Origin of the sequence: Arhodomonas sp. KWT2 (assembly GCF_041949875.1) — a bacterium.
GTDB classification, from domain to species: Bacteria; Pseudomonadota; Gammaproteobacteria; order Nitrococcales; family Nitrococcaceae; genus Arhodomonas; species Arhodomonas aquaeolei.
This window is the reverse complement of record NZ_JBHFPQ010000033.1, coordinates 66,576-84,988: the sequence shown is the minus strand read 5'-3', so window position 1 is coordinate 84,988 and position 18,413 is coordinate 66,576. Positions and strand designations below refer to the sequence as shown.

General features: G+C 69.8%; 14 protein-coding genes. 7 read left to right on the top strand and 7 right to left on the bottom strand.

The features are described 5' to 3' along the window. Positions 1-155: 155 nt before the first annotated feature. On the top strand, positions 156-2,231 hold the full coding sequence (locus ACEZHJ_RS05010; RefSeq protein WP_163138749.1) for an EAL domain-containing protein: 2,076 nt from the start codon (positions 156-158) through the stop codon (positions 2,229-2,231). Positions 2,232-2,246: 15 nt separating this feature from the next. Here the strand turns inward: ACEZHJ_RS05010 and htpX are convergent, their stop codons facing one another. The 3 genes from htpX to parE all read right to left on the bottom strand — a co-directional run bounded on the left by htpX (position 2,247) and on the right by parE (position 7,650). Beyond that, entirely contained in the window at positions 2,247-3,128 is an 882-nt protein-coding gene (gene htpX / locus ACEZHJ_RS05005) for a protease HtpX (RefSeq protein ID WP_018716971.1), read from the bottom strand. A 179-nt stretch (positions 3,129-3,307) separates the two neighbouring features. Next, entirely contained in the window at positions 3,308-5,554 is a 2,247-nt protein-coding gene (gene parC / locus ACEZHJ_RS05000) for a DNA topoisomerase IV subunit A (protein ID WP_018716972.1), read from the bottom strand. 188 nt (positions 5,555-5,742) lie between these two features. Beyond that, on the bottom strand, positions 5,743-7,650 hold the full coding sequence (gene parE, locus ACEZHJ_RS04995; protein WP_375036303.1) for a DNA topoisomerase IV subunit B: 1,908 nt from the start codon (positions 7,648-7,650) through the stop codon (positions 5,743-5,745). A 143-nt stretch (positions 7,651-7,793) separates the two neighbouring features. On the opposite strand from parE, the gene ACEZHJ_RS04990 reads away from it, so the two are divergent. From ACEZHJ_RS04990 to ACEZHJ_RS04980, 3 genes are all read left to right on the top strand, one after another. Continuing rightward, positions 7,794-8,078: an exodeoxyribonuclease VII small subunit gene (locus ACEZHJ_RS04990; RefSeq protein ID WP_018716974.1), complete on the top strand. Its 285-nt coding sequence runs from the start codon at positions 7,794-7,796 to the stop codon at positions 8,076-8,078. Next, on the top strand, positions 8,068-8,952 hold the full coding sequence (gene ispA, locus ACEZHJ_RS04985; protein ID WP_018716975.1) for a (2E,6E)-farnesyl diphosphate synthase: 885 nt from the start codon (positions 8,068-8,070) through the stop codon (positions 8,950-8,952). The genes ACEZHJ_RS04990 and ispA overlap by 11 nt, the downstream gene beginning before the upstream one ends. A gap of 122 nt (positions 8,953-9,074) precedes the next feature. After that, complete coding sequence (locus ACEZHJ_RS04980; protein ID WP_163138750.1) at positions 9,075-10,238, top strand: iron-containing alcohol dehydrogenase; 1,164 nt, start codon at positions 9,075-9,077, stop codon at positions 10,236-10,238. A gap of 39 nt (positions 10,239-10,277) precedes the next feature. Here ACEZHJ_RS04980 and ACEZHJ_RS04975 read toward each other — a convergent pair whose 3' ends face one another. Further along, positions 10,278-11,159 (bottom strand): AraC family transcriptional regulator, encoded by an 882-nt coding sequence (locus ACEZHJ_RS04975; protein WP_026320907.1) that lies wholly within the window; start codon positions 11,157-11,159, stop codon positions 10,278-10,280. Between the two features lie 149 nt (positions 11,160-11,308). Between ACEZHJ_RS04975 and ACEZHJ_RS04970 the strand changes: the two genes are divergently transcribed. After that, the gene (locus tag ACEZHJ_RS04970; protein ID WP_375036302.1) at positions 11,309-11,815 is read left to right on the top strand and encodes a class I SAM-dependent methyltransferase; all 507 of its coding nucleotides are present in this window, start codon (positions 11,309-11,311) and stop codon (positions 11,813-11,815) included. Between the two features lie 106 nt (positions 11,816-11,921). Beyond that, a complete protein-coding gene (locus ACEZHJ_RS04965; protein ID WP_163138751.1) occupies positions 11,922-13,433 on the top strand; it encodes a CoA-acylating methylmalonate-semialdehyde dehydrogenase in 1,512 nt (503 codons plus the stop codon). Positions 13,434-13,587: 154 nt separating this feature from the next. Here ACEZHJ_RS04965 and ACEZHJ_RS04960 read toward each other — a convergent pair whose 3' ends face one another. The 3 genes from ACEZHJ_RS04960 to ACEZHJ_RS04950 all read right to left on the bottom strand — a co-directional run bounded on the left by ACEZHJ_RS04960 (position 13,588) and on the right by ACEZHJ_RS04950 (position 17,456). Then, positions 13,588-15,027, bottom strand: coding sequence for a sensor domain-containing diguanylate cyclase (locus ACEZHJ_RS04960; RefSeq protein ID WP_018716980.1), 1,440 nt, complete (start codon positions 15,025-15,027; stop codon positions 13,588-13,590). A gap of 65 nt (positions 15,028-15,092) precedes the next feature. Then, positions 15,093-16,001 (bottom strand): tRNA 2-thiocytidine(32) synthetase TtcA, encoded by a 909-nt coding sequence (gene ttcA, locus ACEZHJ_RS04955; RefSeq protein ID WP_256379692.1) that lies wholly within the window; start codon positions 15,999-16,001, stop codon positions 15,093-15,095. A gap of 9 nt (positions 16,002-16,010) precedes the next feature. Beyond that, positions 16,011-17,456, bottom strand: coding sequence for a TrkH family potassium uptake protein (locus ACEZHJ_RS04950; RefSeq protein ID WP_018716982.1), 1,446 nt, complete (start codon positions 17,454-17,456; stop codon positions 16,011-16,013). A 162-nt stretch (positions 17,457-17,618) separates the two neighbouring features. Between ACEZHJ_RS04950 and ACEZHJ_RS04945 the strand changes: the two genes are divergently transcribed. Further along, positions 17,619-18,404, top strand: coding sequence for a GNAT family N-acetyltransferase (locus tag ACEZHJ_RS04945; protein WP_018716983.1), 786 nt, complete (start codon positions 17,619-17,621; stop codon positions 18,402-18,404). Positions 18,405-18,413 lie beyond the last annotated feature (9 nt).

Here is an 18,413-nt window from a genome sequence, read left to right as displayed (position 1 = left end):
TACCGCGAAACCGCCGGTTGTCGCGATGGCGCAACTCGCCCACTATAGCCTCCCGGGGCCGCCTCCGGCGGGGCGCACCGCTCTCCGGGGCGGCGGCAGCGCTCCGCCGCAGCAGCCACGGCAAAGGAATCCGTGACGATAACAGCCGAGAGCTCATGCCCAGCGACCACACACTGCGCCTGCTGATCGCCGAGGACTCCCTCAACGACGCCGAACGTCTCGTCAGCGTCCTGCGCAATGTCGGCTACGCCGTGCGCCCGACCCGTACCGACGACGGCGAGGCATTGCAGGCGGCGCTGCACGGCCAGGCTCAGGATATCCTGATCTGCGCCCCGGGACTGACGGACCTGCCGCTGGACGAGGCGCTGCGGGTCATACAGCAGTCGGGGCACGACCTGGGGGTGCTCGTACTCACCGAGGCGGAGGATCCGGAGCTGCGCCGCGAGGTGATGGCCATGGGGGTGGCCGACCTCGTGACCAAGGCCGATCCCGACCATTTCCGGTACGTGGTGGACCGCGAGTTCGCGGCGCTGCAGGCGCGTCGTGCCCAGCGCCGGCTGGAGGCCGCGCTCAGCGAGAGCGAGCGCCGCTGCGAGAATCTGCTGGAGAGCTCCCGCGACGCCATCGCGTACGTCCACGACGGCATGCACATCTACGCCAATCACGCCTACGCCGAGCGCTTCGGCCTGGACGACCGCGAGGAGGTGGAGGGCATGCCCCTGCTCGACCTCATCGCACCGACCGAGCAGGCGGACTTCCGTGAGCGCTTCCGGGCCTATGCCCGCGACGGCGAGACCTCCGCGGAGATCGCCACGCGGCTGCGCGACGCCAACGGTGAGGAACGCGACGCCCACGTCGTGCTGACCGAGGGCAGCTGGGACGGCGAGCATGCCACCCAGATCCTCATCCGGGGCCAGCAGCAGAATGACGACGCCCTGGCCGAGCGCCTGGAGCATCTCTCGCGCCAGGACATGCTCACCGGCCTGCTCAACCGCAACCACTTCCTCACCCATTTGGGCAAGCGGCTCACCAGCAACCATGCCGAGGAGGCCGGCACCCAGCACGGCCTGCTCTATCTGCGCATCGACCGCAGCGATACCATTCAGCACAACCTCGGCATCGGCGCCCTCGACCAGGTGATAGCGGACACCGCGGACTGCCTCGAGGCCCAGCTCCCGGAGGGGGCCGCCCCCGCGCGTTACGCGGACACCGCCTTCGTCGCACTGCTCCCCGGCGCCAACGTCCACGACGCCCTCGCCGTCGCCGAATCCGTGCGCGAGGCCGCCTCACGTCAGACCAGCGATGTCGACGGCCATACCGTGAACAAGACGGTGAGCGTGGGCATCGCCATGATCGGCGACAACGTCGCGACCGCGGAGCAGGCGGTCAACCTCGCCGCCGAGGCCATGGACCAGGCCGCCCGCGAGGGCGGCGACCGCGTCCACCTCCACCAGGGCGCCGCCGAGGCCGGCGACGATACCAGCGCCCTCGGTCCGCGGCTGGAAAAGGCCTTGTCCGACGGCCTGATCGAGTGCCTCTACCAGCCGGTGGTCGGACTGGGGGACGATGCCCCGGCGCGTTACCAACTCCATTACCGCCTCAGCGACGACGACGGCCTGGTCGACCAGGCCACGCTGAGCAAGGCGGCCGCCGAGGCCGGACTGGCGACGGCGCTGGACCGCTACATCCTCGACGCCGGCCTCCGCGCCCTCGCCGGGCAGGGCGGAGACGGGCCGAGCCTGTTCGTCCCGGTGTGCGCCGACAGCCTCGCGGACGCCGGCTTCGAGACCCTGGTCGCCGCCGCCCTGGACGAGCATGGCCTGCGCCCGCGGCAGCTGATCATCGAGCTACGCGAGTCCGTCGCGATCACGCAGTTCATGCAGATCGGGCGGATCGCCGAGGCCTTCTCGCGCGCCGGTATCGGCCTGTGCCTGACCGAGTTCGGCACCGGCCTGGACTCCTTCCGCATCCTCTACAACCTGCCGGTGGGCTTCGTACGCCTCGATCCGGTGCTGCTGGAGGATCTCTACGCCGGGCGCGGCGCGGACGACCACCTCAACAAGCTCGCCAGCGCCGCCCACGAGGCGGAATGCCTGATCATCGCCGAGGGCCTGACCGAGGCAGTGCATATCGCCCGCCTCTGGCAGCTCAACATCGACCTCATGCAGGGCGAGTTCCTTCAGGGCCCCGCCCCGGCCATGGACTACGACTTCGCGGGTATGGTCATCTGACGCCCGGCACGCTGCCTAGGCGGCACCGGCCTCCTGGAGCGCCCGGATGCGCACCTCGATAGGCGGATGCGACATGAACAGCCGCCGCAGCCCCGGGCCGCGACCGCCGTTGATCCCGAAAGCCTCGAGCTGATCCGGCATCTCCCCGGCATGCCCCCCCTGCAGCCGGCGTAGCGCCGCAATCATCGACTCACGTCCGGCGAGCCTCGCGCCGCCCGCGTCCGCACGGAACTCGCGCTGGCGCGAGAACCACATCACGATCATCGATGCGAGGATGCCGAACAGGATCTCCGCGGCGATCACCGCGATCCAGTAGCCCATCCCGTAGCCGCGTTCGTTGCGGAAGACCACGCGGTCCACGAACTGGCCGACGATCCGCGAGAGCACGATCACGAAGGTGTTCAGCACGCCCTGCAGCAGGGCCAGTGTCACCATGTCGCCGTTGGCCACGTGGCTGACCTCGTGGCCGAGCACCGCCGACGCCTCCTCCCGACGCATGCCGCGGAGCAGGCCCGCACTGACGGCAACCAGCGCGTCGTCACGGCGCATGCCGGTGGCGAAGGCGTTCATCTCCGCACCGTCGTAGATCCCCACCTCCGGCATGCCGATGCCGGCGGCACGGGCGTGGGTACGCACGGTGTCCACCAGCCACGCCTCGGTCTCGTTGGCCGGCTGGCTGATGACGCGTACCCCCATGAAGGTCCGCGCCATCCACTTCGAGCTCGCCAGCGAGATGAACGCCCCGCCCATCCCGAAGATGGCGGCAAGCACCAGCAGGCCACCGGTGTTGAGGACCACGCCCTGGCGGGCGAGCATCGGCTCGAGGACGTTGAGCACCGTACCCAGGAGGACGAGCACGGCCAGATTGGTCGCGAGAAAAAGCCCGATCCGCTTCATAGACGCCCACTCCCTGTCGGCATGGCGACGAAACCGAATTGCGCCTGGCCCCCTCCCGCCCGGAGGCGCCCTTTACCAGCGCGGGGCGGTCCTCCCCGCCGAAGGTTCAACGGCGCGCGGGACGAATGGCCGGATCAGGATATGGGGACACGGCGGGGCGGTTTCATCCCATCCGTCGGTCACTCGGCGGCGCCCAGCGCATCGACCCGCTGCAGCCCCCTCGGCAGCGCCTGGCCGCGCCGGCCGCGGGCACCCTCGTAGGCCACGAGGTCCCCCGGGCGCAGGGTCAGGGTGCGCTTGCCGGCGGTGACCACCAGGCCCCGCCCCTGCGGAAGCACCGCCATCGCGGCCACCCGCTCCGAACCGTCGGCGAGGCGCTCCCGCGGGATCCCGACGAGCTTGTTGCCCTTGCCCTTGGCGAGCTCCGGCAGCTCGGCGAGCGGGAAGACCAGCAGACGGCCCGCGGTGGTCGCCACCGCGAGACGGTCGCTCGCCGGGTCGTGGGCCGCCACCGGGGTCAGGACGCGCGCCCCGCCGGGTACGGTGAGCAGCGCCTTGCCCGAGCGGTTCTTGGCGAACAGGCTGGAGAGTTCGGTGACGAAGCCGTAGCCGTGGTCCGTGGCGAGCACCCAGCGCCCCTCGGGGTCGCCGGCGACCACGTGCTCGAAGTGGGCCCCGCCCTGGGGCGAGAGCCGCCCGGTGAGCGGCTCGCCCTGCCCGCGCGCAGAGGGCAGCGTATGCGCCGGCAGCGAATAGCTGCGGCCGCTGTCGTCGAGAAAGGCGACGAGCTGATTGGTTCGTCCGGGAGCGGCGTCACGGAAGCCGTCCCCGGCCTTGTACGACAGCCGCTCCGGGTCGACGTCGTGGCCCTTGGCCGCGCGTACCCAGCCCTTCTGCGAGAGGACCACGGTCACCGGCTCGCTGGGCACCAGCTCGGTCTCGGAAAGCGCCCGCGCGGAAGCGCGTTCCACCAGTGGTGAGCGGCGATCGTCGCCGTACTTGTCGGCATCCTCGCGCAACTCCTCCTGGATCAGGGCCGTCAGCCGGGCCGGCGAGTCCAGGGTCTCGCGGAGATCGTCGCGCTCGCGCTCCAGCTCCCCCTGCTCGGTGCGGATCTTCATCTCCTCCAGGCGCGCGAGGTGGCGCAGGCGCAGCTCCAGGATCGCCTCGGCCTGGCGCTCGGAGAGCCCGAAGCGCTCCATCAGCACCGGCTTGGGCTCGTCCTCCTCGCGGATGATCGCGATCACCTCGTCGATGTTGAGGTAGGCGATCAGGTAGCCCTCCAGCAGGTGCAGCCGGGACTCGACCTTGTCGAGCCGCCAGCGCAGCCGTCGGGTGACGGTGTCCCGCCGGAAGGTCAGCCACTCGGAGAGGATCTCGCGGAGGTCGCGCACCCGCGGACGGCCGTCCAGGCCGATGACATTGAGATTGACCCGGTAGGTCTTCTCCAGGTCGGTGGTCGCGAACAGGTGCTGCATCAGCTCGTCCGCGTCCACGCGGGCGGAACGCGGCGTGACCACCAGCCGGGTCGGGTTCTCGTGGTCGGATTCGTCACGCAGGTCCTCGACCATCGGCAGCTTCTTCGCCTGCATCTGTGCGGCGATCTGCTCCAGCACGCGGCTGCCGGAGACCTGGTAGGGCAGCGCGGTTATCACTACGTCGCGCCCCTCCCTCTCCCAGCGCGCACGCATGCGCAGGCCGCCGGAGCCGGTCTCGTAGATCCTGCGGATGTCCGCCGGCGGGGTGACGATCTCCGCCTCCGTGGGCATGTCCGGCCCGGGGATGTGCTTGCACAGCGCGGCCACGGAAGCGTCCGGCTCGTCCAGCAGGTGTATGCAGGCCGCCGTAATCTCGCGCAGGTTGTGGGGCGGAATGTCCGTGGCCATGCCCACGGCGATGCCGGTGCCGCCGTTGAGCAGGACGTTCGGCACCCGCGCCGGCAGCACCACCGGCTCGTCCAGGGTGCCGTCGAAGTTCGGCTGCCACTCCACCGTCCCCTGGCCCAGCTCGGCGAGCAGAAGCTGGGCGTAGGGCGCGAGCCGCGCCTCGGTGTAGCGCATGGCCGCGAACGACTTCGGGTCGTCCGCCGAGCCCCAGTTACCCTGGCCATCCACCAGCGGATAGCGATAGGAAAAGGGCTGGGCCATGAGCACCATGGCCTCGTAGCACGCGGCGTCGCCGTGAGGGTGGTACTTGCCGAGGACGTCGCCGACGGTGCGGGCCGACTTCTTGTACTTCGCCGCCGCCGACAGCCCGAGTTCGGACATGGCGTAGACGATGCGGCGCTGCACGGGCTTCATCCCGTCGCCGATGTGCGGCAGGGCCCGGTCGAGTATCACGTACATGGCGTAGTCGAGGTACGCCTTCTCGGTGAACTCGTGCAGCGGGCGGCTCTCGAAGTCGGAGTACGTCTGGATGTCGGTCATCGGCGTTCCGTCGGTGATTCAGTCGGGATGTCGCGGCAAAGCTGCCACGGCGGGTGCACTATCGCAGGCTGCGGAAAGCGGGGGAGCGAAACCCGGCCCCGGACACACTGTGAATACCTCGCTGTACGCTCGTGTGCGGCCATCCCTGGCCGCCCACGGTCCGGGGCCGGCCATCCCTCCCCCATCGTTCACCGCACTCGGGGTAAAACCAGGGGCTCCGCCATATCGCCATTGCGCTCGCGCCATGCGCGGCGGGCCGCCGCGGCACGTTTGCCGAGCAGCATGCCCATGAGCCGGTCCGTGTCCTCCGGCGCGTCCACGGTGAGCTGCACGAGCCGCCGGGTGTCCGGCGCCATGGTGGTCTCGCGGAGCTGCATCGGATTCATCTCGCCGAGGCCCTTGAAGCGGGTGGTCGTGACCTTGCCCCGCTTGCCCTCGGCCTCGATGCGGTCGTAGATGCCCTGGCGCTCGGACTCGTCGAGCGCGTAGTGGGTCTCCTTGCCCACATCCACGCGGTAGAGCGGCGGCATCGCCATGAACACATGGCCGGCGCGCACCAGCGCCGGGAAGTGGCGCAGGAACAGCGCGCACAGGAGCGTGGCGATGTGGGCCCCGTCCGGGTCGGCGTCGGCGAGCACGCAGACCTTGCCGTAGCGCAGCCGGGAGAGGTCGTCGGAGCCCGGCTCGATGCCGAGCGCCACGGCGATGTCGTGCACCTCCTGCGAGCCCATCACCTCCGCCGGATCGACCTCCCAGGTGTTGAGGATCTTGCCGCGCAGGGGCATCACCGCCTGAAACTCGCGGTCACGGGCCTGCTTGGCGGAGCCGCCGGCCGAGTCGCCCTCCACCAGGAAGAGTTCCGTGCGTGAGGTGTCCTGGCTGGTGCAGTCGGCGAGCTTGCCCGGCAGCGCCGGCCCGCTGGTGACCTTCTTGCGGGTGACCTTGCGCGCGGCGCGCTGGCGGCGCTGGGCACTGGCGATCACCAGCTCGACGATCCCCTCCGCGGCGGCCACGTGCTGGTTGAGCCAGAGGCTGAAGGCGTCCTTGACCACGCCGGAGACGAAGGTGGCGCACTCCCGCGACGACAGCCGCTCCTTGGTCTGCCCTGAGAACTGCGGGTCCTCGAGCTTCACCGAGAGCACGAAGGCCAGCCGCTCGAAGATGTCCTCCGGGGCGATCCGCACCCCCCGCGGCAGGAGGTTGCGGAACTCACAGAACTCGCGCACCGCCTCGGTCAGGCCGCTACGCAGGCCGTTCACGTGGGTGCCGCCCTGGGCGGTGGGGATGAGGTTAACGTAGCTCTCCTGGACGACCTCGCCGTCCTCCGGCAGCCAGGCCACCGCCCATTCCACGGCCTCGCGCTCACCGTTCACCCGCCCGGTGAACGGCGACTCGGGGATGAACGGGGTGTCCTGCAGCGCGCCGCGCAGATAGTCCACGAGGCCGTCCTCGTAGTACCAGACGGTTGACTCGCCGCTCGCCTCCTCCTCCAGGCGCACGGTGAGCCCCGGGCACAGCACCGCCTTGGCACGCAGGACGTGCTTGAGTCGCGGCACGGAGAAGCGCGCCGAGTCGAAGTAGCTCGCATCAGGCCAGAAGTGCAGCTCGGTGCCGGTGTTGCGGCGGCCCACCTCGCCGACGACCTGGAGGTCCTCGACCTTCTCGCCGTGGGCGAAGGCCATGCGGTAGCGCTTGCCGTCGCGCCGGATCTCCACCTCCAGGCGCAGCGACAGCGCGTTCACCACCGAGACGCCGACACCGTGCAGGCCGCCGGAGAACTGGTAGCTCTTGGAGGAGAACTTGCCGCCGGCGTGGAGCTTGCTGAGGATCACCTCGACGCCGGGCAGTCCCTGCTGCGGGTGGGTATCCACGGGCATGCCCCGGCCGTCGTCGCGTACGGACAGCGAGCCATCACGGTAGAGGGTGACCACGATCTCCCGGGCGTGGCCGGCAATCGCCTCGTCCACACTGTTGTCGATAACCTCGGCGGCGAGGTGGTTGGGCCGGCTGGTATCAGTATACATCCCCGGCCGGCGCCGCACCGGGTCCAACCCCGTTAGCACCTCGATGGAAGCGGCATCGTATGTCGTCGCCATGCGTAATCGTGTCCCTCTCGTCGGCCCTGAGGCGTGCCGCGGCAGTGTAACGCAACGCAACACCCGGCGGTGTGTGCGTTACACTACGTCCTGTCCACCCCCTCCTGCCAAGGGGACGCACACCGCAGCAGCGCGCCGGAGCCATGACCGACGACAGCGACAACACCAACACGGCGGACGCCGACGGCCACACCCCGGATTTCGAGACCGCACTGGCGGAGCTCGAGGAGCTGGTCGCGCGCATGGAACGCGGCGACCTCAGCCTGGAAGACTCCCTGAGCGCGTTCGAGCGCGGCGTCGGCCTGACCCGGGTCTGCCAGAAGGCGCTGACCGAGGCGGAGCAGAAGGTCGAGGTACTGCTCGGCGACAGCGACGACGACAGCGCCGGCCTCGCGCCCTTCGACGAGGGGGAAGGCGATGGCGATTGAACAGCGCCTCTCCGAGTGCCGCGAGCGCGTGGAAGCGGCCCTCGAGCACGCCCTGCCCCCCGCGGGTCTGGCGCCCGCACGGCTGCACGAGGCGATGCGCTACGCCGTGCTCGGCAACGGCAAGCGCCTGCGCCCCCTGCTGGTCTACCTCGGCGGGGAGGCTCTGGACGCCCCCGCCGCCGCCCTTGATGCCGCCGCCTGCGCGGTGGAATGCATCCACTGCTACTCGCTGGTCCATGACGACCTGCCCGCCATGGACGACGACGACCTGCGCCGCGGCCGCCCCACCTGCCACCGAGCCTACGACGACGCCACCGCCATCCTGGTCGGCGACGCCCTGCAGGCCCTGGCGTTCCGGCTCGTTGCCCGGACCCCGGGGGTCGGCGCCGAGGCCCGAGTCGCCATGCTCGACACCCTGGCAACCGCCGCCGGCTCGCGGGGGCTGTGTGGCGGCCAGGCCATGGACCTCGCCGCCGTCGGCCACGCGGTCACGGAGGCCGAGCTCGAGGCGATGCACATCCACAAGACGGGGGCCCTGATCCGCGCGAGCGTGCGCCTCGGCGCCCTCTGCGGCGAGGCACCGGATGCCCCGGAGCTGGAGCAGCTCGATCACTATGCCAAGTGCATCGGCCTCGCCTTCCAGGTCCAGGACGACATCCTCGACGTGGACGGCGACGCGGACGTGCTCGGCAAGGCGAGCGGCGCCGACGCCCGCCTGGACAAGCCCACCTACCCGGCTCTGCTCGGCCTCTCGGAGGCGCGGGCCTTCGCCGCGCAGCTGCGCGACGACGCCCTCGCCAGCCTGGAGCCGCTGGGGGAACGGGCCGAGGGCCTGCGCGAGATCGCCAACTACGTGATCGAACGGGATCACTGAGGCAAGATCGTCCAGCTTTCGGACGCTTTCCTCAATCCCACGGGCACGGACGCCGGGCTAGCCTCATCGATGAGATCACGGTGCCCACAGAGGCACGCCCGTACCCAGGAGGAGGGAACGCCATGACCTACCAGATCGTGATGCCGCGGGTGATGGAGATCGGCGGCGGCGCGAGCGGCTCGCTCGCCTCGGTGCTCGAACGTCTGGGCCTGTCCCGGCCGCTGATCGTCACCGACGCGTTCATGAACACCCGCGGGCCGGTTCCCGGCCTCGTCACCCAGCTCAGGGAGGCCGGGATCACCGCCGGCGTATTCGCCGACACCGTGCCCGACCCGACCACCGCCTCCATCGACGCCGGCGTCGAGGCCCTGCGCCAGGACCGTTACGACTGTGTCATCGGCGTCGGCGGCGGCAGCCCGCTGGATTCCGCCAAGGCCATCGCCTACCTCGGCACCTTCGGCGGCACGATGCGCGACTACAAGGCGCCGCGCCAGAATGACGGGCCCGCCCTGCCGGTGATCGCCGTCCCGACGACCGCGGGCACCGGCTCGGAGGTCACGCGCTTCACCGTGATCACCGACAGCGAGAGCGGCGAGAAGATGCTCTGCGGCGGTACCGCCTTCTGCCCGACCGCGGCCCTGGTGGACTTCGAGCTCACCCTGAGCATGCCCTTCCGCCTGACCGCGGATACCGGCCTCGACACCCTCACCCACTGCATCGAGGCCTACGTCTCGCGCCGCCGCAACCCGATCTCCGACGCCCAGGCCATCGCCGGCATGCGCGCGGTCGCCGACAACCTCCGCACCGCCTGCTTCGAGCCGGACAACCGTGAGGCCCGAGAGGCGATGATGCGTGCGGCGACCCAAGGCGGGATGGCCTTCTCCAACGCCTCCGTCGCCCTCGTCCACGGCATGAGCCGGCCCCTCGGCGCGTTCTTCCACGTGCCCCACGGGCTGTCCAACGCCATGCTGCTGCCGCGGATCACCGAGTACTCCGCCGAGGGCGAGGCGCTGCCGCGCTACGCGGACTGCGCCCGGGCGATGGCCGTCACCGCTCCGGACGCGGACGACGAGACCGCCGTCGCCGCCCTGCTCGATGCCCTGCGCGCGCTCAACCGCGACCTGCAGGTCCCCACCCCGGCGGACTACGGTATCGACCGGGCCGAATACGAGGGCGTCCTGGAGACCATGGCGGAGCAGGCACTGGCGTCCGGCTCGCCGGGCAACAACCCCCGCGTGCCGGACGTGCCGACCCTCAAGCAGCTCTACATGGACTGCTACGAGTAGTCCCGCGACACGACGGGCCGCCCGGCGGCCCGTCGCCCCTCAGCCGTAGCGCATCGCCCGGTAGCGCGTAGGCGAGACCCCGACCACCTTCCGGAACAGCCGCGAGAAGTAGTAGGCGTCCTCGTAACCGAGCTCGAAGGCGATCTGCTGCACGCTCCGCGTGGATATGTCGAGCAGATAGCAGGCCCGTTCCATCTTCATGTGGATGAAGTTCTGTATCGGCGGCATCCCGGTCAGGCGCTTATACTGACGGGCGAAGGTATAGCGCGAGAGGTTCACGCTCGCCGCCAGCGTGTCCAGGTCCAGGTGGTGGTGGAGGTTCGCCTGCATCAGCGCGTGCACGTGATCGAGGTCGAAGCCGCCCGCCTGACGGGTCGCCGAGCGTGGCGAGACCACCGCCAGGTAGCTCAGCATCGCCCGCAGGTGGTTCGCCGCGTGCACGAACACCGGCGGGGAGTAGCCGCTGCGACGAACCCCCAGCAGGGTCTCGAAATCGGCGAGGAGCTTCGGCGAGCGCCCGAGCCGGGCCACCGGCCGCTCGCGCTCGAAGCCGATCGCCGCCCAGAAGTCGCCGGTGCGCGTGCCATCGAAATGCACCCAGTACAGCGTCCAGGGGTCGTCGCCGGACGCGGCGTAGGCGTGGAGGACGTCGCGGGGCAGCAGCATCACGTCCCCGGCCGCCACCGGCCACTCATGGCCGTCCACGCTGAGGGTGCCGGCCCCGTCACAGCAGTAGAGCACCAGGTGGTCAACATGGCTGTCGCGGCGCACGGCGTGGCCGGCCGCGCGGGGATAGTAGCCCATGGCGTGGGGATAGAGCTCTCGGGTGAGCGGGTTCCCCGCCAGGTGATCGCGCAGGAACGTGGGCACGAAGAAACGCACCCCCTCCGGCGGCAACGGCCAGTCAGAGGGCCCCGTCACCGCTGCCCCCCTTCCGCCACCGGGACGATTTTGCCGCCTTGTTGGTGTAGGCTTGCCGCCCGTGCCCCAAGCGAACGGATGCCGGAGCGATGAGCCGTCCCTGCGCGTTTTTCCGAGAGTTCCTCCGCCGCCCGGGCGAGGTGGCGTCCATGATCCCGAGCTCGCGCTTCCTGGAGGCGGGCCTGGTCGGGGCCGCCGACCTCGCCAGTGCCGCGACCGTGGTGGAGCTCGGGCCCGGTTCCGGCGGCACCACCACGGCCCTGCTCGCGGGCATGGCGGCGGATGCGCGGCTGCTCGCCGTCGAGATCAATCCACACCTGCATCGCCTCCTCGCCGGTATCGATGACGACCGCCTCGTCGCCCACTGCGGCAGCGCGACGGCGCTCGACGACGCCCTGCGGGAGAACGGCCTGCCGGCGCCGGACGTGGTCGTCTCCGGGATCCCCTTCTCCCGCATGCCCGCCGATGACGGCCGGGCCGTGATCGAGGCCGTTCGCGGCGCCCTCGCCCCCGGCGGGCGGTTCGTCGCCTACCAGCTCAGCGACCGCGTCGCGCGGCTCGCCACCCCGGTTTTCGGCGCCCCGCGCATCGCGCGCTGGGAATGGCGCAACATCCCGCCGCTACGGCTGTACGTGTGGGACCGCCCGGCGGGTTGAACCGCCCCTGGGCAAGATCGTCCATTACCCCGTTCGTTTCGTCAATTCGCCCCTCCCGGACACGGCGCCAGACTGAACGTCCGGTTAACCGCGAGGAGGAGCGATCATGACCGAGACCACCATTCATCACTTCATCAACGGGGCGCTTCGCAGCGACGAGGGCGAGCGCCGTGCGCCGGTCTACAACCCCGCCACGGGCGAGCGTACCGCGGAGGTCGCGCTGGCAAGCGAGGCGCAGGTCCGCGAGGCCATCGACGCCGCCGAGGCAGCCCAGGCCGGTTGGGCCGCCACCCCACCGCTGCGCCGCGCACGGGTGATGTTCCGCTTCAAGCAGCTCATCGAGGAGAATGACGACCGCCTCGCCGAGTTGATCACCCGGGAGCACGGCAAGGTGTTCTCCGACGCCAAGGGCGAGGTCATCCGCGGCCTGGAGGTGGTGGAGTTCGCCTGCGGCATCCCCCACCTGCTCAAGGGCGAGCACTCCAGCAACGTCGGCACGGACGTGGACTCCTGGTCCATGCAGCAGCCGGTGGGCGTGTGCGCCGGTATCACGCCGTTCAACTTCCCGGCCATGGTCCCGATGTGGATGTTCCCGGTGGCGCTGGCCTGCGGCAATGCCTTCGTGCTCAAGCCCTCCGAGAAGGACCCGTCGGTGGCCCTGCTGCTCGCGGAGCTGCTGCGTGAGGCCGGGCTGCCGGACGGCGTGTTCAACGTCGTCAACGGCGACAAGACCGCCGTGGACACCCTGCTCACCGACGAGCGCGTGCGCGCGATCAGCTTCGTCGGCTCCACGCCCATCGCCCAGTACATCTACGAGACGGGCGCCGCCAACGGCAAGCGCGTGCAGGCCCTCGGCGGCGCCAAGAACCACATGGTGGTGATGCCCGACGCGGACCTCGACCAGGCGGTGGATGCCCTCATGGGCGCCGCCTACGGCTCCGCGGGCGAGCGCTGCATGGCGGTCTCCGTGGCCGTGCCCGTGGGCGAGGAGACCGCCGACCGGCTGGTCCAGCGACTGCGCGAGCGCACCGAGGGCCTGAAGGTCGGCAACGGCCTGGACCGCGACAACGAGCCGGACATGGGTCCGCTGGTGACCCGCGAGCACCTGGAAAAGGTGCAGGGCTACGTCGATGTGGGCGTCTCCGAGGGCGCGGAGCTGGTCGTCGACGGACGCAACCACACCGTCGCCGGCCACGAGAACGGCTTCTTCCTCGGCGGCTGCCTGTTCGACCGGGTGACCCCGGAGATGCGCATCTATCGCGAGGAGATCTTCGGCCCGGTGCTCTCGGTGGTCCGCGCCGCGGACTTCGACGAGGCCGTGGATCTGATCAACGCCCACGAGTTCGGCAACGGCACCGCGGTGTTCACCCGCGACGGCGACGCGGCCCGCACCTTCGCCCAGCGCATCCAGGTGGGCATGGTCGGCATCAACGTGCCGATCCCCGTGCCGATGGCCTTCCACAGCTTCGGCGGCTGGAAGCGCTCGCGCTTCGGCGTGCTCCACGCCCACGGCCCGGAGGCGGTGCGTTTCTACACCGAGATGAAGACGGTCACCGCGCGCTGGCCCAAGGGCGTGCGCGAGACCAACACGAACCATTTCAGCATGCCTACCATGTAACCACGTCCGGCACGCCGCCGGATCCCGGCCCGGCCGCCCTGCGCCGGGCCGGGCAGTTTGGAGGCCGCCCCCTGCCCATCGCGCGTCACGCCACCGCCGCATCCGCGAACGGGACCGTCCGGGCCAGGACCCGTCAGCGGTCCGTGCCGTCCGGTTACGCGGTTACCACACGGTTGCGGCCGTCCCGTTTGGCGGCATAGAGCGCCGCATCGACCCGCTGCATCACGGCCTCCAGCGACTCCCCGGGCGCGCACTCCGCGACCCCGATGCTCACCGTAATCCGAACGTGGGTGCCGGCCACCGGCACGGTGAGGTCCGCCAGCGCGGCACGCAGCGTCTCCGCCCGCTCGGCCGCGCCTGCCGCACTGCAGTCGCCGAGCAGAACGATGAACTCCTCACCGCCCCAACGGCAGACCGTGTCCGCCTCACGGATGTGGCGGCGCACCGTGTCCACCACGCTGCGAATGACCTGGTCCCCCGCCTGGTGGCCGTGGGTGTCGTTGATCGCCTTGAACCGGTCGATGTCCACGCTCAGCACCGACACCGCCTCGCCCCGGCGGCGTGCGCTGCGCACCACCTGGTCGAAGACCATGCCGAAGACCTGGCGGCTCGCCGCCCCGGTGAGCGGATCGGTGGTCGCCATCTCCTCGAGACGGCGCTGATAGCCGCGCACGGTGATATAACCAAGCGTGAGCACCAGCACCGTGATCGCCAGCGAGATGGCCAGATTGACCGCCAGCGTGCGCTGGATCCGCGCCTCCGCGGCCGCATTGCTCTGCTCCACGACCAGGATCCAGTCCATCTGCGGCACCAGCCGGGTGTTGACGTAGACCGTCTCGGCGGCCCCCCGGTCGAAGCGGAACGAGGTGCTGGGACTCGTCAGGATCCGGGTGGCATAGGCCCCGAGCCCCTCGCGGTCGTGGATGTTCGGGGCCACATCGAAGGCACTGCCGTGCAGGGTCACGTCGCCCTCACGGTCGATGAAATAGATGCGGCGGCCGTAACGCCGCTGGTAATTCTCGATGAGATCGGCGACGGCGTTCACCGACAGGCCCACGCCGATGGCACCAAGATAATCACCGTCGTAGTCGAGCACACGGTAGTTCACGAAGATGCTCACCCGCCCGGGATTGGCCGTATCGGCATCCACGTTGATCTCGTAGCGATCGTGCATGTTGCGGACGCGGAAGTACCAGGCGTCCTGCGGGTCTTCCGGGCGGACGGTCTTGAGCACGCCGCGGGGGTGGTAGTAACGCCGGCTGCGCTCGGAGACGAAGAACGCGGTGATGGTGTCGTACTTCTTGCGCACCTCGCTGAGGTAGCGGGTCATCCGCTGGACGTTGTGCTCGCCGCCGATGGCCCAGTCGCGCACGAAGGTGTCATGGGCCATGAACGAGGAGATCAGCACCGAACGCAGGAGATCGCGCTGGATCTCGGAGTAGATGTTGTCGCTGGTCAGCGGCAGCGTCTCCTCGGCGACACGCTCGGCCAGCGAATCATGGGCGACGTAGTAGCTGATCAGGCTGGTGGCCACCAGTCCCGTCGCCACCAGCAGCGCGAGTGCCACCGCGAAGTAGATCTTTCTGCGCCGCATCCGGCCCGTTCCCCCCTCTGGTCGACGCGATCACCGTCCCACCGCGCCGCCGCCCCCGGCCGCGCTTATCTGGCAGGCGCGCCGAAGGTTACCACGCCCGGCTCCCCGGCGCTCCCGCCCTGCTCCACCGCCGCCAGCGGGTCCTCTCCCCCGTCCGTGGCGGCCCCGTCGGCGCGCAGGCCATGGAAATCGAACAGGTCGGTATCGGCCAGCTGGGAGGGCTGCACGTTCTGCATCGCGCGCAGCATGCTCGTGAGCCGTTTCGGGTCCTCCGCCTCCCACTGCCTCAGCATCGCCTTCACCGCCTGGCGCTTTAGGTTGGGCTGGGAGCCGCAGAGGCTGCAGGGGATGATCGGGAAGCCCTTGAGCTCGCTGTAACGCTCCGCGTAGGACTCGGGTACATGGGCCAGCGGCCGGATCACCACGTGACGGCCGTCATTGCTCTTGAGCTTCGGGGCCATCGCCGCCAGCCGCCCGCCATAGAACATATTCAGGAACAGCGTCTCGAGCATGTCGTCGCGGTGATGGCCAAGTGCGATCTTGGTCGCGCCGAGCTCCGAGGCGGTGCCGTAGAGGATGCCCCGGCGCAGCCGCGAGCACAGGCTGCACATGGTCTGGCCCTCGGGGATCACCCGCTTCACCGTACTGTAGGTATCACGCTCGACGATGCGGTAATCCACGCCGAGGCCGTCGAGATATGCCGGGAGCACGTGCTCGGGGAAGCCCGGCTGCTTCTGGTCGAGGTTCACCGCCACCAACTCGAAGCGCACCGGGGCCCGGCGCTGGAGCAGCCGCAGGACCTCCAGCAGGGTATAGGAGTCCTTGCCGCCGGAGAGGCAGACCATCACCCGGTCACCGTCCTCGATCATGCCGTACTCGCGGATCGCCTTGCCCGTGAGGTAGGTCAGGCGCCGCTCCAGGGTCTTGAGATTCATGGCCAACGTGTCAGATTCCGTTGTGTCGTTGACCGGCACGGGCACCGTTCAGTGGCGCCAGAACGCCGGCGTGAAGAGCACCATCAGGGTGAACACCTCGAGGCGGCCGAGCAACATGGCAAAGATGCCGAGCCACTTCACCATCTCCGGCATGCCCTTGAAGTTGCTCGCCACCTCTCCCAGGCCGGGACCGACCAGGTTGATGGTCGCCATCACCGCGCCGAACGCGCTCTCGAGGTCGAGCCCTGCCGCCATCATCAGGCCGGTGAGCACCAGTGAGGACAGCACGTAGAGGGTGTAGAAGCCCCACACGGAGTTCATCACGTTCTCGGCGACGGGCTTGCCGCCGAGCTTCACCGGCTGGGTGGCCCGGGGATGGATGAGCCGGAAGGTCTCCCGCGTACCCTGCTTGTAGAGCAGCACGATGCGGATGACCTTCATCCCGCCGGCGGTGGAACCTGCGCAGCCGCCGATGAAGCCCACCGCCGCGATCACCAGGGGGATGTAGACCGGCCAGTCGTTGAAGCCGGTGGTGGTGAAGCCGGTGGTGGTGATCACCGAGATCACCTGAAGTAGTGCGTGCCGCAGCGCCTCCCCGCCATTCGGGATCGCGCCCGTGACCACCAGGGTAACCGCGATCACCAGCGTCGCCACCGCAACGATGCCCAGGTACGCCCGTGTCTCCGTGTCCTGGAGGTAGCGCCGGGGGCTGCGGTAGCGCCACACGAAGAAGTGCAGCGCGAAGTTGATGCCGCCCAGCAGCATGAACACGTTCGCGACCATCTCGACGGCGACGCTGTCGTAATAGGCCAGACTCGCATCGTGGGTCGAATAGCCGCCGGTGGCGATGGTGCTGAAGGCATGGGCCACGGCGTCGAACGCCGACATGCCCGCGAGCCAGTAGCACACGGCACAGGCCACGGTGAGCCAGAGATAGACGTACCAGAGGGTGCGCGCGGTGTGCATGATCCGCGGGCTGATCTTGTCGTCCTTCATCGGCCCGGGCGTCTCGGCACGGTAGAGCGCCATACCGCCGACGCCGAGCATGGGGATGAGGGCGACGGCGAGCACGATCACACCCAGGCCGCCGAGCCACTGGAGCTGCTGGCGGTGGTAGAGCACCGACGGCGGCATGTTGTCCAGCCCGGTCATCACCGTCGCCCCGGTGGTGGTGAACCCGGAAACCGCCTCGAAGATCGCGTCGGTGAAGCCGAGGTGGGGGCCGAGCATGAACGGGATGGCGCCGAAGACGCCGAGCACGCTCCAGAACAGGGCCACCACCAGGAAGCCGTCCCGCGTGCGCAGCTCGCCGCGGTCGCCGCGCACCGGCAGCCACAGTGCCACGCCGGTCATGGCGGTGAGCGCGAAGGTCAGCAGGAAGATCACGACCTGCCCGTCACCGGCGATCAGCGCAACCATCGCCGGCGGCAGCGCGGTCACGCTGAACATCATGAGCAGCAGTCCGATCAGCTGCTGTATGGCTGCCCACTTCATCTCGACGCCGTCACACCCTGATTACCGGACGGGGGGCATTCTCGCTGCTGGCGGCCGTCATTGCCAGCGGTAAAGGAGATGACAACCTTCCGTCATGCCCCTGCCATGCGCCTGCGTCACCCTCGGCGGCAGTCACAACAGCGGGACACAGCGAGGTCCGAGATGGCCGCAACTACCCTGTCACGACGCGAGACCGGCCGCTTCACCGTGGACTGGGCGGACACCCCGGAGGCGGTCGAGGCCTGCCAGCGGCTGCGCTACCGCGTGTTCGCCGAGGAGCTCGGCGCCTCCGTGCACGCCGCCACCCCGGGGCTGGAGACGGACCGCTACGACCGCTGGTGCCGGCACCTGATGGTCCGCGACAATGCCAGCGGCGAGGTCGTCGCCTGCAGCCGCCTGCTCGACGACCACACCGCCAGGATGGCCGGCGGGTTCTACTCCGAGGCGGAGTTCGACATGGGCTTCGTCGGCGACCTGCCCGGACGCATCATGGAGCTGGGGCGTACCTGCGTCGACCCGGCATACCGCCGGGGCGCGAGTATCGCCACGCTCTGGTCCGGGCTCGCCGGCCACATCGTGGACGCCGGCTACGACTACCTTATCGGCTGCGCGAGCATCCCCGCCGGCGACGGCGGCCTCGCCACGGAGGCCCTGATGCGGCGCCTGCGCAGCCGCCACATGGCCCCCGAGCCCATGCGTGTACGCCCCCGGCACGGGATGCCGGCGCTGCCCGAGGGCGACCCCGTCACCATGGCGACGCGGGTGCCGCCGCTGCTCAAGGCCTACCTCTCACTCGGCGCGCGGATCTGCGGCGAGCCCTGCTGGGACCCGGATTTCCGGGTGGCGGACGTGTTCATCATCGTCGACACGCAGGCACTGTCCGCACGCTACGTGCGCCGTTTCCTCGGCATCGACGGCACCGCCATTCCCCACGCGGCCAGCGCCTGAGCGCGCTGC

Bases quoted from the DNA above. Each gene is read 5' to 3' on its own strand.
- ispA (WP_018716975.1), top strand. From the start codon at position 8,068: ATGGCGATTGAACAGCGCCTCTCCGAGTGCCGCGAGCGCGTGGAAGCG.
- ACEZHJ_RS05010 (WP_163138749.1), top strand. From the start codon at position 156: ATGCCCAGCGACCACACACTGCGCCTGCTGATCGCCGAGGACTCCCTC.
- ACEZHJ_RS04960 (WP_018716980.1), bottom strand. From the start codon at position 15,027: ATGCGGCGCAGAAAGATCTACTTCGCGGTGGCACTCGCGCTGCTGGTG.
- ACEZHJ_RS04970 (WP_375036302.1), top strand. From the start codon at position 11,309: ATGATCCCGAGCTCGCGCTTCCTGGAGGCGGGCCTGGTCGGGGCCGCC.
- ACEZHJ_RS04965 (WP_163138751.1), top strand. From the start codon at position 11,922: ATGACCGAGACCACCATTCATCACTTCATCAACGGGGCGCTTCGCAGC.
- ACEZHJ_RS04980 (WP_163138750.1), top strand. From the start codon at position 9,075: ATGACCTACCAGATCGTGATGCCGCGGGTGATGGAGATCGGCGGCGGC.
- ACEZHJ_RS04950 (WP_018716982.1), bottom strand. From the start codon at position 17,456: ATGAAGTGGGCAGCCATACAGCAGCTGATCGGACTGCTGCTCATGATG.
- parE (WP_375036303.1), bottom strand. From the start codon at position 7,650: ATGGCGACGACATACGATGCCGCTTCCATCGAGGTGCTAACGGGGTTG.
- parC (WP_018716972.1), bottom strand. From the start codon at position 5,554: ATGACCGACATCCAGACGTACTCCGACTTCGAGAGCCGCCCGCTGCAC.
- htpX (WP_018716971.1), bottom strand. From the start codon at position 3,128: ATGAAGCGGATCGGGCTTTTTCTCGCGACCAATCTGGCCGTGCTCGTC.
- ACEZHJ_RS04990 (WP_018716974.1), top strand. From the start codon at position 7,794: ATGACCGACGACAGCGACAACACCAACACGGCGGACGCCGACGGCCAC.
- ACEZHJ_RS04945 (WP_018716983.1), top strand. From the start codon at position 17,619: ATGGCCGCAACTACCCTGTCACGACGCGAGACCGGCCGCTTCACCGTG.